The sequence below is a fragment of the Pseudooceanicola onchidii genome (assembly GCF_004959925.1).
Taxonomy (GTDB): domain Bacteria; phylum Pseudomonadota; class Alphaproteobacteria; order Rhodobacterales; family Rhodobacteraceae; genus Pseudooceanicola; species Pseudooceanicola onchidii.
Genome location: NZ_SPUW01000001.1, coordinates 804,184 through 818,410 on the forward strand (window position 1 = coordinate 804,184; position 14,227 = coordinate 818,410).

Genomic DNA, 14,227 nt, shown 5'->3' on the forward strand with positions numbered 1-14,227 from the left:
AGAACCCCGGTCCGAGGATCGGAAGGCGAGTAGCAAAGTGAGAGACCATGTCTGACCTGCGCAAGATCATCATCGACGGCCACGAGGTCGAGGTCGATCCGGCCCTGACCCTTATCCAGGCCTGTGAACAGGCCGGGATCGAGGTGCCGCGCTTCTGCTATCACGAACGCCTGTCGATCGCGGGCAACTGCCGCATGTGCCTGGTCGAAGTCGTGGGCGGCCCGCCGAAGCCCGCCGCCTCCTGCGCGATGCAGGTGCGTGACCTGCGCCCGGGGCCGGAAGGCCAGCCGCCGGTGGTGAAGACCAACTCGCCCATGGTCAAGAAGGCCCGCGAAGGGGTGATGGAGTTCCTGCTGATCAACCATCCGCTGGATTGCCCGATCTGCGACCAGGGTGGCGAATGCGACCTTCAGGACCAGGCGATGGCCTATGGCGTCGACTTCTCGCGCTATCGCGAGCCCAAGCGCGCGTCGGACGATCTGGATCTCGGCCCGCTGGTCGAGACGCATATGACCCGCTGCATTTCCTGCACCCGCTGCGTCCGCTTCACCTCCGAGGTCGCTGGCATCATGCAGATGGGTCAGACCGGCCGGGGCGAGGATGCCGAGATCACATCCTACCTGAACCAGACGCTGGATTCGAACCTGCAGGGCAACATCATCGACCTCTGCCCGGTTGGCGCGCTGGTGTCGAAACCCTATGCCTTCACCGCGCGGCCGTGGGAGCTGACCAAGACCGAAACCATCGACGTGATGGATGCGCTTGGGTCCAACATCCGGGTGGACACCAAGGGCCGCGAAGTCATGCGCATCCTGCCGCGCAACCATGACGGCGTGAACGAGGAATGGATCGCGGACAAGACGCGCTTTGTCTGGGACGGGCTGCGCCGCCAGCGGCTTGACCGCCCCTACATCCGCGAAAACGGCAAGTTGCGCCCGGCCTCCTGGCCCGAGGCGCTGTCTGCCGCGGCGACCGCGATGAAGGGCAAGAAGGTCGCGGGCCTCGTCGGGGATCTCGCACCGGTCGAAGCCGCCTTTGCGCTGAAGCAGATGATCGAAGGTCTGGGCGGCACCGTCGAATGCCGCACCGATGGCGCCAAGCTGCCCGTGGGCAACCGGTCCGGCTATGTCGGCACCGCGACGATCGAGGATATCGACAGCGCCAATGGCATCCTGCTGATCGGCTCCAACCCACGCGTCGAGGCGCCGGTGCTGAACGCCCGCATCCGCAAGGCCTGGATCAATGGCGCGCAGGTCGGCGTGATCGGCGCGGCCGAGGATCTGACCTACGACTACCACCACTTCGGCGCCGACCGCGCCGCGCTGGCCGACCATGTGAAGACCGCCAAGTCCGAACCCGTGGGTGACGACGAACGTGGCATCGTGATCGTGGGGCAGGGCGCCCTGCGCGAAGCGGACGGTGACGCCGTCCTGGCCGCCGCGATGGAAATTGCCGAAGCCCGGGGCGCCAAGCTGATGATCCTGCACACCGCCGCCGCGCGCGTTGGCGCGATGGACGTGGGCGCGGTGACCGACGGGGGCCTCAAGGCCGCCATCGACGGGGCCGAGGTGATCTACAACCTGGGCGCGGACGAGGTCGAAATCGCCGACGGTGCCTTCGTGATCTACCAGGGTTCGCACGGGGATCGCGGCGCACACCGCGCCGACGTGATCCTGCCGGGCGCCGCCTATACGGAAGAAAACGGGCTCTTCGTGAACACCGAAGGCCGTCCGCAGCTGGCATTGCGCGCCGGGTTCGCCCCGGGCGAGGCCAAGGAGAACTGGGCCATCCTGCGCGCGCTGAGCGCCGAGGTCGGAGAGGCGCTGCCCTTCGACAGCCTCGCGCAGCTGCGCAAGGCGCTGATCGCCGCCGTGCCGCACCTGAAGAAGATCGACCAGGTGCCCGCGAACGACTGGTCCGCCCTGCCAAGCGCCAAGCTGGGCGAGGCAAGCTTCGTGAACGCGGTCAAGGATCACTACCTGTCCAACCCGATCGCGCGCGCCAGCCAGGTGATGGCCGAACTGTCGTCCAACGCCGCCGCCCGCGCCAACCCGAAGGTCGCGGCCGAGTGATCCGTTTCGCCCTCATAACTGCGGTCGGCCTTATGGCGGCCTGCACCGCGCAGGAGGTATCCCGCGCGGCGCCCCGGGCCCTTGCGCCCGCAGGGGCGAGTTACGGGGCAATCGAGACGCGGCTTCTGGACAACGACTTGGTCGCCTTCCACGTCAAGATGCGTGGCGCGCGTGACGGCCAGGACGTGGCCGATTATGCCGAATGCGCGGCCGCGCAGTACACGCTGATCCGCGGTTTCGGATTTGCGCGACATCTGCGCACGAAAACCGCCGAAGTTTCTGGCGTCTGGCAGGCAGATGCGATTTATACCATCTCGCCGGCGATCCCCGCCGGCCTGCGCACGATCGACGCCGAAGTGACGGTCGAGAACTGCAAATCCAACGGAATACCCACGGTGTGAGGACCTATGGCTGACTTCTTTACAACTCACCCCCTAGGCATCCTCCTTCTGACGGTCGGTCAGGTCTTGCTGGTGGTCGTGCCGCTTCTGGTGGCGCTGGCCTTCCTGCTTTACGCCGACCGCAAGGTCTGGGCCGCCGTGCAGTTGCGCAAGGGGCCGAACGTCGTGGGTGTCTTCGGGCTGTTGCAGTCCTTCGCGGACTTCCTGAAGTACATCACCAAGGAAGTGGTGGTGCCGGCCGGCGCGGACAAGTTCGTCTTCTTCCTTGCGCCGATGCTGTCGTTTGTCCTGGCCATGATCGCCTGGGCCGTGATCCCCTTCAACGACGGCTGGGTCCTGTCGGACATCAACGTCGCGATCCTCTATGTCTTCGCGGTCTCCTCGCTCGAGGTCTACGGCGTGATCATGGGCGGCTGGGCGTCGAACTCCAAATATCCCTTCCTCGGCTCGCTGCGGTCCGCCGCGCAGATGATCTCTTACGAGGTCTCTCTCGGACTGATTATCATCGGCGTCATCATCTCGACCGGGTCGATGAACTTCGGCGATATCGTCGCCGCGCAGGATGGCCGCTACGGGATCTTCAGCTGGTACTGGCTGCCGCACTTCCCGATGCTGTTCCTCTTCATCATCTCGGCCATGGCGGAAACCAACCGCCCGCCCTTCGACCTGCCCGAGGCGGAATCCGAACTTGTCGCGGGCTACCAGGTCGAATATTCGTCCACGCCCTTCCTGCTGTTCATGATCGGCGAATACGTGGCGATCGTGCTGATGTGCGCGCTGGTGTCGCTGCTGTTCCTCGGCGGCTGGCTGTCGCCGATCCCGGGCCTGCCGGACGGCGTGCTGTGGTTCGTGCTGAAGCTGATCTTCGTCTTCTTCATCTTCGCCCTGACCAAGGCCGTGGTGCCGCGCTATCGCTATGACCAGCTGATGCGGATCGGCTGGAAGGTCTTCCTTCCGCTGTCGCTTGCCTGGGTGGTGATCGTCGCCTTCCTTGCCAAATTCGAACTCTTCGGCGGGGCCTATGCCCGCTGGCTGATGTGAGGACGCAATGACCCAGATCGACTACAACCGAGCCGCGAAATACTTCCTGCTCTGGGATGTGTGGCAGGGCTTCAAGATGGGGCTGAAGTACTTCTTCAAACCCAAGGCCACGCTGAACTATCCGCATGAGAAGGGCCCGCTTAGCCCGCGTTTCCGTGGCGAACATGCGCTGCGCCGCTATCCGAACGGCGAAGAACGCTGCATCGCCTGCAAGCTCTGCGAGGCGATCTGCCCCGCGCAGGCCATCACCATCGACGCCGAACCGCGCGAGGACGGATCCCGCCGGACCACGCGCTATGACATCGACATGACCAAGTGCATCTACTGCGGCTTCTGCCAGGAAGCCTGCCCGGTCGATGCCATCGTCGAAGGCCCGAACTTCGAATTCGCGACCGAAACCCGCGAGGAACTGTTCTACGACAAGGAAAAGCTGCTGGCCAACGGCGAACGTTGGGAAGCCGAAATCGCCCGCAACCTGGAACTGGACGCCCCGTACCGATGATCGCCCCCCGGCATCATATGAAGGACAACGCCCATGGCTGACGCGAAGACCCCGTTCGAACTGATGATGAGCCAGGCGCAGGAGATGGTGAAAGCCATGAACCCCGCGCTTGAGACCTTCACGCCCAAGGGGTTCGACAGCCTCTGGCCGACCATGCCCAAGGAGTGGATGGAGATGGCCTTCGGCAACGCCTTCAACACCGGCGGGCTGGATGCAAAGACGCGGCTTTACCTGACGCTGGCGGGGCTGACCATGCAGGGCGCGCAGGCCGAAGCGCAGATCCGCATGACCGTCCGCCACCTGCTGGAACTGGGCGCGACGAAACAGGAAATCGGTGAATGCATCGCGCAGATGTCGATGTTTGCCGGGCTGCCCGCCATGACCAAGGCGGGCGAAATCGCGAACGACGTGATCAAGGATCACGAGGCCGCGCAGAAGGATGAGGACGAGGCATGACCGTGACCACACTGGCCTTTTACCTGTTCGCCATGTCGACACTGGTCGGCGGGCTGTTCACCGTAATGAGCCGCAACCCGGTGCATTCGGTGCTTTGGCTGATCCTGGCCTTCCTGTCGTCGGCGGGGCTGTTCGTGCTGCTGGGTGCGGAATTCGTGGCGATGCTGCTGATCATCGTCTACGTCGGCGCGGTCGCGGTGCTGTTCCTGTTCGTGGTCATGATGCTGGACGTCGACTTTGCCGCGCTGAAGGCCGAAATGGCCCGCTACATGCCGCTGGCGCTTTTGATCGGGGTCATCCTGCTGATGCAGTTCGGCCTCGCGTATGGCTCCTGGGAAGCCTCGGCCGCGGCCGAAGGCAACCGCCTGGCCATCATGCCGCAGGGCGAGAACACGCAAGGGTTGGGCCTGCTGATCTACGACCAGTACTTCCTGCTGTTCCAGCTGTCGGGCCTGATCCTGCTGGTCGCCATGATTGGCGCCATCGTCCTGACCCTGCGCCACCGCACCGACGTCAAGCGCCAGAACGTGTTGGCGCAGATGTGGCGCGACCCGGCGAAGTCGATGGAACTGAAAGACGTCAAGCCCGGGCAGGGGCTCTGATGGAACTCGTGGCGCTCGTCGTGGCCAAGCTGGGCTACGGCGGTGTTGCGGCACTCTGGGCGGCCAAGGTCGCCTGCTTCTGGGCCGGGCACCGGCTTTGGAAAAGAAGAAACTCGAAGGTCTGAGGGGACTGGGAATGATTGGGATCGAACATTACCTGACGGTGGCCGCCGCGCTATTCGTCATCGGCATCTTCGGGCTGTTCCTGAACCGCAAGAACGTCATCATCCTGCTGATGAGCATCGAACTGATGCTGCTTGCGGTGAACATCAACCTTGTCGCCTTCTCGTCTTTCCTCGGCGATCTCGCCGGGCAGGTGTTCACCCTGTTCGTGCTGACGGTCGCCGCCGCCGAGGCCGCGATCGGCCTTGCCATCCTCGTCTGCTTCTTCCGCAACCGCGGCACGATCGCGGTCGAAGACGTCAACGTGATGAAAGGCTGAGCCGATGCTTCAGATCATCCTCTTCGGACCTCTTCTCGGCGCCCTCATCGCGGGCCTTGGCTGGCGGGTCGTGTCGATCCGTGGCGCCCAGTGGATCACCACCGGGCTGCTGTTCCTGTCGTGTTTCCTGTCCTGGGTCACCTTCCTGAGCCACGGGCCCGAAACCCAGCACATCGAACTGCTGCGCTGGATCGAGAGCGGCTCGCTCTCGACCTCATGGGGGATCCGGCTGGACCGGCTGACCTCGATCATGCTGATCGTCGTCACCACCGTCTCGGCGCTCGTCCACCTCTACAGCTTCGGCTACATGGCGCATGACGACAACTTCCGCGAGGGCGAGGACAGCTATCGCGCCCGTTTCTTCGCCTACCTGTCGTTCTTCACCTTCGCCATGCTGATGCTGGTGACCTCGGACAACCTGGTCCAGATGTTCTTCGGCTGGGAAGGGGTGGGCGTCGCATCCTACCTGCTGATCGGGTTCTACTACCGCAAGCCCTCGGCCAACGCGGCTGCCATGAAGGCGTTCATCGTGAACCGCGTGGGCGACTTCGGCTTCGCGCTTGGCATCTTCGGTCTCTACTACCTGACCGACAGCATCATGCTGGACGACATCTTTGCCGCCGCGCCCGACCTTGCCGGTCAGAACCTGCACTTCCTGTCCTGGTCCTTCGACGCGACCGAGATCCTGGCGCTGCTGCTGTTCATCGGCGCCATGGGCAAGTCGGCGCAGCTGCTGCTGCACACCTGGCTTCCCGACGCGATGGAAGGCCCGACCCCGGTGTCGGCCCTGATCCACGCGGCCACCATGGTCACGGCGGGCGTCTTCCTGGTCTGCCGCATGTCGCCGCTGATGGAATACGCCCCCGACGCCATGTCGATCGTCACCTTCATCGGTGCCACCACGGCCTTCTTTGCAGCCACCGTGGGCCTGGTGCAGAACGACATCAAGCGCGTCATCGCCTATTCGACCTGTTCGCAGCTGGGCTACATGTTCGTGGCCGCCGGCGTCGGCGTCTATTCGGTCGCGATGTTCCACCTTTTCACCCACGCCTTCTTCAAGGCGATGCTCTTCCTGGGCGCCGGGTCGGTCATCCACGGGATGCACCACGAACAGGACATGCGGAACTATGGCGGTCTGCGCAAGAAACTGCCCTATACCTTCTGGGCGATGATGATCGGCACGCTGGCCATCACCGGCGTCGGCATTCCGCTGACCCACATCGGTTTTGCCGGCTTCCTGTCCAAGGACGCGGTGATCGAGAGCGCCTGGGCCGGCACGGCGGGGGGCTATGCCTTCTGGATGCTGGTGATCGCGGCGCTCTTCACGTCCTTCTACTCCTGGCGTCTGATCTTCCTGACCTTCTACGGCGAGCCGCGCGGCGACAAGCACACGCATGATCACGCGCATGAAAGCCCGACGGTCATGCTGATCCCGCTTGGCGTGTTGTCGCTTGGGGCGATCTTCGCGGGCATGATCTGGTACGGGTCGTTCTTCGGGGACCACAACAAGGTCAACGCCTTCTTCGGCATTCCGGCCCATCACGAGGCCAGCGAAGGCCACGCCGAAACAGACGGTCACGCCGACACCGCCGCTGCGGACCATGGGACCGACGCGGCCGGGGATCACGGCACCGAAGCCGCGCATGTGACCGACCTGGCCGAAGGTCATTCCGGCATGGCACCGCAGGGCGCGATCTTCATGTCGCCGGACAACCACGTCATGGACGAGGCGCACCATGCCCCGACCTGGGTGAAGGTCAGCCCCTTCATCGCCATGCTCATCGGGTTCGTCACCGCGCTTTGGTTCTACATCTGGAACCCGTCGATGCCGGCGCGTGTCGCCGAAACCAACCGGCCGCTGTACCTGTTCCTGCTGAACAAGTGGTACTTTGACGAGATCTACGATTTCATCTTCGTGCGGCCCGCCTTCTGGATCGGCCGCACCCTGTGGAAGCGCGGGGATGAGAAGACCATCGACGGCGGCATCAACGGCGTCGCCATGGGGATCATCCCCTTCTTCACCCGCCTCGCGGGCCGGGCGCAGTCGGGCTACATCTTCACCTATGCATTTGCCATGGTCATCGGCATCGCGGTCTTCGTGACCTGGATGACGATCGGCGGAGGGGCGGAATAATGAGCAACCTTCTCTCTATCGTCACCTTCCTGCCGGCCATCGCGGCCCTGATCCTCGCGGTCTTCCTGCGAGGAGAGGACCCGGCAGGCCAGCGCAATGCCAAGTGGGTCGCGCTGATTGCGACGGTGATGACCTTCCTGATCTCGCTTTTCATCCTGGCGGGCTTCGACAGCGCCAACACCGGCTTCCAGTTCGTCGAGGAACGCGACTGGCTGATGGGCCTGAAGTACAAGATGGGCGTCGACGGAATCTCGGTCCTCTTCGTGATGCTGACCACCTTCATGATGCCGCTGACCATCGCGGCGTCCTGGGGCGTCAACACCCGCGTCAAGGAATACATGATCGCCTTCCTGCTGCTGGAAACGCTGATGCTGGGCGTGTTCATGGCGCTGGACATGGTGCTTTTCTACCTCTTCTTCGAGGCAGGCCTGATCCCGATGTTCCTGATCATCGGCATCTGGGGCGGGGCGAACCGGATCTACGCGTCCTTCAAGTTCTTCCTCTACACCTTCCTCGGGTCGGTCCTGATGCTGGTGGCCATGGTCGCGATGTATGCCGACGCGGGCACCACCGACATCCCGACGCTGCTGGCGCATGAGTTCGGGTCCGAGACCTTCAGCCTGCTCGGCATCCAGATCATCGGCGGCATGCAGACGCTTCTGTTCATCGCCTTCTTCGCCAGCTTCGCGGTCAAGATGCCGATGTGGCCGGTCCATACCTGGCTTCCGGACGCGCACGTGCAGGCGCCGACCGCCGGGTCGGTCGTGCTGGCGGCGATCCTGCTGAAGATGGGCGGCTATGGCTTCCTGCGGTTCTCTCTGCCGATGTTCCCCGTGGGGTCCGACGTGATGACGCCGCTGGTCCTGTGGATGTCGGCCATCGCCATCGTCTACACCTCGCTCGTCGCGCTGGTGCAGGAGGACATGAAAAAGCTCATTGCCTATTCGTCCGTCGCGCACATGGGTTACGTCACCATGGGCATCTTCGCGGCGAACCAGCAGGGCATTGATGGCGCGATCTTCCAGATGCTGAGCCACGGCTTCATCTCGGGCGCTCTCTTCCTCTGCGTCGGCGTGATCTATGACCGGATGCACACCCGCGACATCGAGGCCTACGGTGGACTGGTGAACAAGATGCCAGCCTACGCGATGATCTTCATGCTCTTCACCATGGCCAACGTCGGCCTGCCGGGCACCAGCGGGTTCATCGGGGAATTCCTGACCCTGATGGGCATCTTCCAGGTCAACACCTGGGTCGCCGCCGTGGCCACCTCGGGCGTCATCCTGTCGGCGGCCTATGCGCTGTTCCTGTACCGCCGGGTCGTCATGGGCGACCTGATCAAGGAAAGCCTCAAGTCGATCACCGACATGACCGCCCGCGAAAAGTGGATCTTTGCCCCGCTCGTCGCCATGACCCTGCTGCTCGGTGTCTACCCGAGCCTCGTGACCGACGTGATCGGGCCGTCCGTCTCGGCCCTGATCGAAAACCATGAAACCGCGCTCGCCAATGCCGACAGGCTGGGCGACACGATGCACGCCGACGCGGCTGCGTCGCACTGAGGGGACCGGACATGACCACGGATCTCAACACCATCCTGCCGGAAATCCTGCTGTCCGGTTTTGCCATGCTGGCGCTTCTGGCGGCGGTCTATACCGGCAAGGACAAGATGGCCCCGGCCCTGACCTGGATCACCGCGGGCGTCATGGGCCTGCTGGCGCTCTGGATCGCCACGACGGGCGAGGGGACGAACCCCGCCTTCGGCGGCATGTTCGTCGACGACGCCTTCGCGCGCTTCGCCAAGGTGACGCTGCTGCTGTCCGGCGCGCTCGTCCTCATCATGGGGCAGGAGTACATGGAGCGGCGCGGCATCCTGCGCTTTGAATACCCGGTGCTGGTGGCCCTGGCGTCCGTCGGGATGATGGTCATGGTCTCTGCCGGAGACCTGATGACGCTCTACATGGGGCTCGAGCTGCAGTCGCTGGCGCTTTACGTCGTCGCATCGTTGCGGCGGGATTCCGTCCGGTCGACAGAAGCGGGGCTCAAGTACTTCGTCCTCGGCGCGCTGTCCTCGGGCATGCTGCTTTACGGCGCATCGCTGGTCTACGGCTTCTCGGGCACCACGCTTTTCTCGGGCATCGTGACGGCGGCGGGCGAGGGGCGCGCGGCGCTTGGCCTGCTCTTCGGCGTGGTCTTCATGCTGGCGGGCCTTGCCTTCAAGGTCTCGGCCGTGCCCTTCCACATGTGGACCCCGGACGTCTACGAGGGTGCGCCGACCCCGATCACCGCCTTCTTCGCCACCGCCCCCAAGGTCGCCGCCATGGGCCTGTTTGCCCGCGTGATGTACGACGCCTTCGGCGGCATCGTCGGCGACTGGCAGCAGATCGTCGCCCTGATGTCCGTCCTGTCGATGTTCCTTGGCGCCATCGCCGCCATCGGCCAGACCAACATCAAGCGCCTGATGGCCTATTCCTCGATCGCGCACATGGGCTATGCCCTGATCGGCCTCGCCTCGGGCACCGAACAGGGAGTCAGCGCCATGCTGACCTACCTCGCGATCTACGTGACCATGAACATCGGCACCTTCGCCTTCATCCTGTCGATGCAGCGCGACGGGGAGCCGGTGGTCGATATCGGGTCGCTCAACCTCTATGCCCGGACCGATCCGGCCCGCGCCCTGGCGATGCTGGTGCTTCTGTTCAGCCTTGCCGGCGTGCCGCCGATGCTGGGCTTCTTCGCCAAGCTGGGTGTCTGGCAGGCGGGCATTGGCGCGGACCTGGTCTGGCTGGTGGCCCTCTCGGCAGTCGCTTCGGCCATCGGCGCCTACTACTACCTGCGGATCGTGTTCTTCATGTACTTCGGGTCGGAAGGATCGCAGATCGACAGCGGCCGGTCGCCGCTGCTCTGGGGGCTTCTGATGGCCTCGGCCGCGGTGATGGTGCTGGGTGTGTTGAACCTTTTCGGTGTCGACGGCATGGCCCAGGCCGCCGCCGCATCGCTGGTGAACTAAGCCGATGAGCGCGCTGCCGTCGTGGCCCGAAGGCCACGACAAGCTTATCCTCGAGACGGTCGACAGCACCCTGAGCGAAGCGCAGCGCCGCTTTGCCGGGGGCGTCACCCGCCCCTTGTGGATCCTTGCCTTGCAGCAGACCGCCGCACGCGGTCGCCGGGGCCGCCCCTGGTCGATGCCGCCGGGCAACCTCGCCACCACGCTGATCCTGCCGACAAGCGACACGCCCGACCGGCTTGCCCTGCGCAGCTTCATCGCCTCGCTTGCGCTGCATGACGCCTGCACCGCCGTCACCGGCCGGACCGAGGGGTTTGCGCTGAAATGGCCCAATGATGTTCTGCTGAACGGCGGCAAACTGGCCGGGATCCTGCTGGAAAGCCTGGCCTCCGGCGGGCGCACCGCCGCTGCGTCGATCGGGATTGGCGTCAACCTTGCCGCCGCCCCCGGCGCGGAGGAGGTCGAGGCCCGCGCCCTGCGGCCCGTCGCCCTGACCGAGGCCGGGGCCCAGACCACCCCCGAGGAATTCCTGACCTTCCTCGCCCCCGCCTTCGCCCGCTACGAGGCGCAGTTCACCACCTACGGTTTCGCGCCGATCCGGACCGAATGGTTGAACCGTGCGGCGCATCTGGGCGATGTCATCACCGCCCGCACCGGCACGGATGAAACCACCGGCACGTTCGAGACGATCGACGACACCGGACGGCTGATCCTGGCCACCGCGCAGGGCCGCACCGCCATCGCGGCCGCCGACATTTTCTTCTGACAGGGGGCGCACATGCTTCTCGCCATCGACTGCGGCAACACCAACACGGTCTTCTCGGTTCTCGACGGGGACAAGGCCCTGTGCACCCTGCGCACGGCCACCGACCACCAGATGACCGCCGACCAGTATTTCGTGTGGTTTTCCACGCTGATGGAGCATCACAAGCTGCCCGTCGACATCAACGCGGTCATCATCTCATCGACCGTGCCGCGCGTGGTCTTTAACCTGCGTGTCCTCGCCGACCGGTACTTCAACTGCCGCCCCTATGTCGTCGGCAAGCCCGAATGCCTGCTGCCGCGCCAGCCGCGCGTGGATGCGGGCACCGTGGTCGGGCCGGACCGGCTCGTGAACTCGGCCGGGGCCTATGACCGGTACGGCGGCAACCTGATCGTGGTCGATTTCGGCACCGCCACCACCTTCGACGTGGTGGCCGACGATGGCGCCTATGTCGGTGGCGTGATCGCGCCCGGCGTGAACCTGTCGCTGCAGGCGCTGCATGAAATGGCCGCCGCGTTGCCCCACGTGGATGTGACGAAACCGCAGAAGGTCATTGGCACCAACACCGTCGCCTGTATGCAGTCGGGTATCTTCTGGGGCTATGTCGGGCTTGTCCGGGGGATCACCGAACAGATCCAGGCCGAATATGACCGACCGATGAAGGTTATTTCGACCGGGGGCCTTGCGCCGCTCTTCGGTCAGGGGGATACCCTCTACGATCACTTCGATGAATTCATCACGATCCACGGTCTTCGGATCATCTATGACTACAACCTTGAACAGGGCAACGCATGAGCAATGAACGGCTGATCTATCTCCCCCTCGGTGGCGCCGGGGAAATCGGCATGAACGCCTACGTCTACGGATACGGGCGGCCGGGAGAGGAGAGGCTGATCCTCGTGGACCTCGGCGTCGCCTTCCCGGACATGGACACGACCCCGGGGGTCGACCTGATCTTCGCCGACATCACCTGGCTTGAAGAACGCAAGGACCGGCTCGAGGCGCTGCTGATCACCCATGCGCACGAAGACCACGTCGGCGCGGTCGGGCATCTGTATGAACGCCTCGGCGCGCCCAAGATCTACGCGCGGCCCTTCACGGCGAACATCGCCCGCGGCAAGCTGGCGGAATACGGGGTCGGCGACAACGCCGTCACCGTCGCCAATGTCTGGCCCGAACAGATCCAGCTGGGCCCGTTCCGGGTCGGCTTCCTGCCGATTTCCCACTCGATCCCCGAAAGCTCCGGCTTGGTCATCGACAGCCCCGAAGGCCGCGTGATCCACACTGGCGACTTCAAGCTGGACGAAACCCCGCTGGTCGGCGAAGCCTTTGACGAGGCGCTTTGGCGCGAGGTCGCTTCCACCGGCGTGCGTGCGCTGGTCTGCGATTCCACCAACGTCTTCTCCGGCCACGCCGGCCGGTCCGAAGCCGTCGTCGGGCCCGAGATTACCCGCCTGGTCAACTCCTCGACCGGCATGTTCGTCGCCACGACCTTTGCCTCGAACGTCGCGCGGGTGAAGACCCTGGCCGATGCGGGCGTTGCCGCCGGACGGTCGATCTGCCTGTTGGGCCGGGCGATGCGCCGCATGATCGAAGCCTCGATCAAGACCGGCGTCCTGTCGGACTTCCCGACGGTCGTGTCGCCCGAGGATGCCAAGAACATCCCGCGCGAGAACCTGATGCTGATCGTCACCGGCAGCCAGGGCGAACGCCGTGCCGCCTCGGCCCAGCTGTCGCGCGGCAAGCACATGGGGCTGACCCTGAAAGAGGGCGACACCTTCCTCTTCTCCTCCAAGACCATTCCGGGGAACGAGAAGGAAGTCATTCGCATTATCAACAGCTTCTCGGAACTGGGTGTCGATGTGGTCGACGACAGCTCCGGGCTCTATCACGTGTCCGGGCACGCCAACCGCCCGGATCTTGAGCGCATGCAGGACATCGTGAACCCGCAGATCGTGGTCCCGATGCACGGCGAACATCGTCACCTGCGGGAACATACCAAGCTGGCGGAACAGAAGCGTCGCAAGGGTGTGCTGGCGGTCAATGGCACGATGGTCTCGCTGTCGGGCAATGCGCCAGAAGTTGTGGATTATGTCGAAACCGGGCGGACTTACCTGGACGGATCGGTGCAGATCGGCGCCTTGGATGGCATCATCCGCGACCGGATCCGCATGGCGCTGAACGGGCATGTCACCGTGACGGTCGTCCTGGACGAAGAAGACGAACCGCTTGGCGATCCCTGGTGCGACCTGATGGGGCTGCCCGAACTGGGACGGTCCCGCGCGCCCCTGCAAGAGGTGCTTGAGGAAGACCTGTCGCAGTTCCTGAACCGGGCAGGGCAGGCCACCCTGTCGGATGACGACAAGATCGAAGAGGCCCTGCGCCGCGTCATCCGCCAGTCGGCCAACGACGAAATCGGCAAGAAGCCCGAGGTCACGGTCGTCGTCAGCCGCCTGACCTGAGGTCTAAAAGGGCTGTTGCGCGGCGACCAACTGCGCAATGGCCCCCCGCGCCAAGGCGGGCGAGGCGAACTCGACCCCCATCTGCCGGTCCCGTGACCAGCGCCACACCACCCGCATCTGCAAGACCTGCGACACCCGTAATGAGGCGATCGTCGTCGCGCCATAGGAGTCCGCCGGCAGGGGCAGCTCGATCCGCGCCCCGCCGTAGGACAGATCAAGCACCCGCACGCTGGTCGCGCCGCCGCCAAACACGGCGATCCCCGTCAAATTGACATGAATACGTTCGAACTGGCGCACGGACGCCAGAGTGGGCTGCGCGACAGCACCCATGGGCCAACCTTTCACAGG

The 14,227-nt window shown here is 64.5% G+C and carries 15 protein-coding genes; 14 read left to right on the plus strand and 1 reads right to left on the minus strand.

The genetic code is table 11. From position 1 onward, the window contains the following. The first annotated feature begins 47 nt into the window (after positions 1-47). The 14 genes from nuoG to E4S58_RS03925 are packed head-to-tail and all read left to right on the plus strand — an operon-like array spanning position 48 to position 13,879. The gene (nuoG, locus tag E4S58_RS03865) at positions 48-2,072 is read left to right on the plus strand and encodes an NADH-quinone oxidoreductase subunit NuoG (RefSeq protein WP_136634980.1); all 2,025 of its coding nucleotides are present in this window, start codon (positions 48-50) and stop codon (positions 2,070-2,072) included. Beyond that, entirely contained in the window at positions 2,072-2,473 is a 402-nt protein-coding gene (locus E4S58_RS03870) for a hypothetical protein (protein WP_420821275.1), read from the plus strand. Before nuoG ends, E4S58_RS03870 begins: the two co-directional genes overlap by 1 nt. Before the next feature lie 6 nt (positions 2,474-2,479). Next, positions 2,480-3,514, plus strand: a complete 1,035-nt coding sequence (gene nuoH / locus E4S58_RS03875; protein ID WP_136634982.1) for an NADH-quinone oxidoreductase subunit NuoH — start codon at positions 2,480-2,482, stop codon at positions 3,512-3,514. A gap of 7 nt (positions 3,515-3,521) precedes the next feature. Continuing rightward, entirely contained in the window at positions 3,522-4,016 is a 495-nt protein-coding gene (gene nuoI / locus E4S58_RS03880) for an NADH-quinone oxidoreductase subunit NuoI (protein ID WP_136634983.1), read from the plus strand. Positions 4,017-4,049: 33 nt separating this feature from the next. Next, positions 4,050-4,472: a carboxymuconolactone decarboxylase family protein gene (locus E4S58_RS03885; RefSeq protein WP_136634984.1), complete on the plus strand. Its 423-nt coding sequence runs from the start codon at positions 4,050-4,052 to the stop codon at positions 4,470-4,472. Further along, entirely contained in the window at positions 4,469-5,074 is a 606-nt protein-coding gene (locus tag E4S58_RS03890) for an NADH-quinone oxidoreductase subunit J (protein ID WP_136634985.1), read from the plus strand. Before E4S58_RS03885 ends, E4S58_RS03890 begins: the two co-directional genes overlap by 4 nt. Beyond that, positions 5,074-5,199: a hypothetical protein gene (locus E4S58_RS18080; protein WP_276605899.1), complete on the plus strand. Its 126-nt coding sequence runs from the start codon at positions 5,074-5,076 to the stop codon at positions 5,197-5,199. The genes E4S58_RS03890 and E4S58_RS18080 overlap by 1 nt, the downstream gene beginning before the upstream one ends. Before the next feature lie 11 nt (positions 5,200-5,210). Continuing rightward, on the plus strand, positions 5,211-5,516 hold the full coding sequence (gene nuoK, locus E4S58_RS03895) for an NADH-quinone oxidoreductase subunit NuoK (RefSeq protein ID WP_136634986.1): 306 nt from the start codon (positions 5,211-5,213) through the stop codon (positions 5,514-5,516). A 4-nt stretch (positions 5,517-5,520) separates the two neighbouring features. Then, positions 5,521-7,650 carry an NADH-quinone oxidoreductase subunit L gene (gene nuoL, locus E4S58_RS03900; protein WP_136634987.1) on the plus strand — a complete coding sequence of 710 codons (2,130 nt, stop codon included), beginning with the start codon at positions 5,521-5,523 and terminating at the stop codon, positions 7,648-7,650. Next, positions 7,650-9,209 (plus strand): NADH-quinone oxidoreductase subunit M, encoded by a 1,560-nt coding sequence (locus tag E4S58_RS03905; protein ID WP_136634988.1) that lies wholly within the window; start codon positions 7,650-7,652, stop codon positions 9,207-9,209. Before nuoL ends, E4S58_RS03905 begins: the two co-directional genes overlap by 1 nt. An 11-nt stretch (positions 9,210-9,220) precedes the next feature. Beyond that, the gene (gene nuoN / locus E4S58_RS03910) at positions 9,221-10,657 is read left to right on the plus strand and encodes an NADH-quinone oxidoreductase subunit NuoN (RefSeq protein WP_136634989.1); all 1,437 of its coding nucleotides are present in this window, start codon (positions 9,221-9,223) and stop codon (positions 10,655-10,657) included. Positions 10,658-10,661: 4 nt separating this feature from the next. Further along, positions 10,662-11,420: a biotin--[acetyl-CoA-carboxylase] ligase gene (locus tag E4S58_RS03915; RefSeq protein ID WP_136634990.1), complete on the plus strand. Its 759-nt coding sequence runs from the start codon at positions 10,662-10,664 to the stop codon at positions 11,418-11,420. Positions 11,421-11,432: 12 nt separating this feature from the next. After that, entirely contained in the window at positions 11,433-12,212 is a 780-nt protein-coding gene (locus E4S58_RS03920; RefSeq protein WP_136634991.1) for a type III pantothenate kinase, read from the plus strand. Then, positions 12,209-13,879 carry a ribonuclease J gene (locus E4S58_RS03925; protein WP_136634992.1) on the plus strand — a complete coding sequence of 557 codons (1,671 nt, stop codon included), beginning with the start codon at positions 12,209-12,211 and terminating at the stop codon, positions 13,877-13,879. Before E4S58_RS03920 ends, E4S58_RS03925 begins: the two co-directional genes overlap by 4 nt. Positions 13,880-13,882: 3 nt before the next feature. Here the strand turns inward: E4S58_RS03925 and E4S58_RS03930 are convergent, their stop codons facing one another. After that, positions 13,883-14,209 (minus strand): PilZ domain-containing protein, encoded by a 327-nt coding sequence (locus tag E4S58_RS03930; protein ID WP_169052589.1) that lies wholly within the window; start codon positions 14,207-14,209, stop codon positions 13,883-13,885. Positions 14,210-14,227: the final 18 nt, after the last annotated feature.

What these genes read in the sequence shown, in the direction of transcription:
- nuoG (WP_136634980.1), top strand. Translation starts at nt 48, where the DNA reads ATGTCTGACCTGCGCAAGATCATCATCGACGGCCACGAGGTCGAGGTC.
- nuoH (WP_136634982.1), top strand. Translation starts at nt 2,480, where the DNA reads ATGGCTGACTTCTTTACAACTCACCCCCTAGGCATCCTCCTTCTGACG.
- nuoI (WP_136634983.1), top strand. Translation starts at nt 3,522, where the DNA reads ATGACCCAGATCGACTACAACCGAGCCGCGAAATACTTCCTGCTCTGG.
- E4S58_RS03885 (WP_136634984.1), top strand. Translation starts at nt 4,050, where the DNA reads ATGGCTGACGCGAAGACCCCGTTCGAACTGATGATGAGCCAGGCGCAG.
- E4S58_RS03890 (WP_136634985.1), top strand. Translation starts at nt 4,469, where the DNA reads ATGACCGTGACCACACTGGCCTTTTACCTGTTCGCCATGTCGACACTG.
- E4S58_RS18080 (WP_276605899.1), top strand. Translation starts at nt 5,074, where the DNA reads ATGGAACTCGTGGCGCTCGTCGTGGCCAAGCTGGGCTACGGCGGTGTT.
- nuoK (WP_136634986.1), top strand. Translation starts at nt 5,211, where the DNA reads ATGATTGGGATCGAACATTACCTGACGGTGGCCGCCGCGCTATTCGTC.
- nuoL (WP_136634987.1), top strand. Translation starts at nt 5,521, where the DNA reads ATGCTTCAGATCATCCTCTTCGGACCTCTTCTCGGCGCCCTCATCGCG.
- E4S58_RS03905 (WP_136634988.1), top strand. Translation starts at nt 7,650, where the DNA reads ATGAGCAACCTTCTCTCTATCGTCACCTTCCTGCCGGCCATCGCGGCC.
- nuoN (WP_136634989.1), top strand. Translation starts at nt 9,221, where the DNA reads ATGACCACGGATCTCAACACCATCCTGCCGGAAATCCTGCTGTCCGGT.
- E4S58_RS03915 (WP_136634990.1), top strand. Translation starts at nt 10,662, where the DNA reads ATGAGCGCGCTGCCGTCGTGGCCCGAAGGCCACGACAAGCTTATCCTC.
- E4S58_RS03920 (WP_136634991.1), top strand. Translation starts at nt 11,433, where the DNA reads ATGCTTCTCGCCATCGACTGCGGCAACACCAACACGGTCTTCTCGGTT.
- E4S58_RS03925 (WP_136634992.1), top strand. Translation starts at nt 12,209, where the DNA reads ATGAGCAATGAACGGCTGATCTATCTCCCCCTCGGTGGCGCCGGGGAA.
- E4S58_RS03930 (WP_169052589.1), bottom strand. Translation starts at nt 14,209, where the DNA reads ATGGGTGCTGTCGCGCAGCCCACTCTGGCGTCCGTGCGCCAGTTCGAA.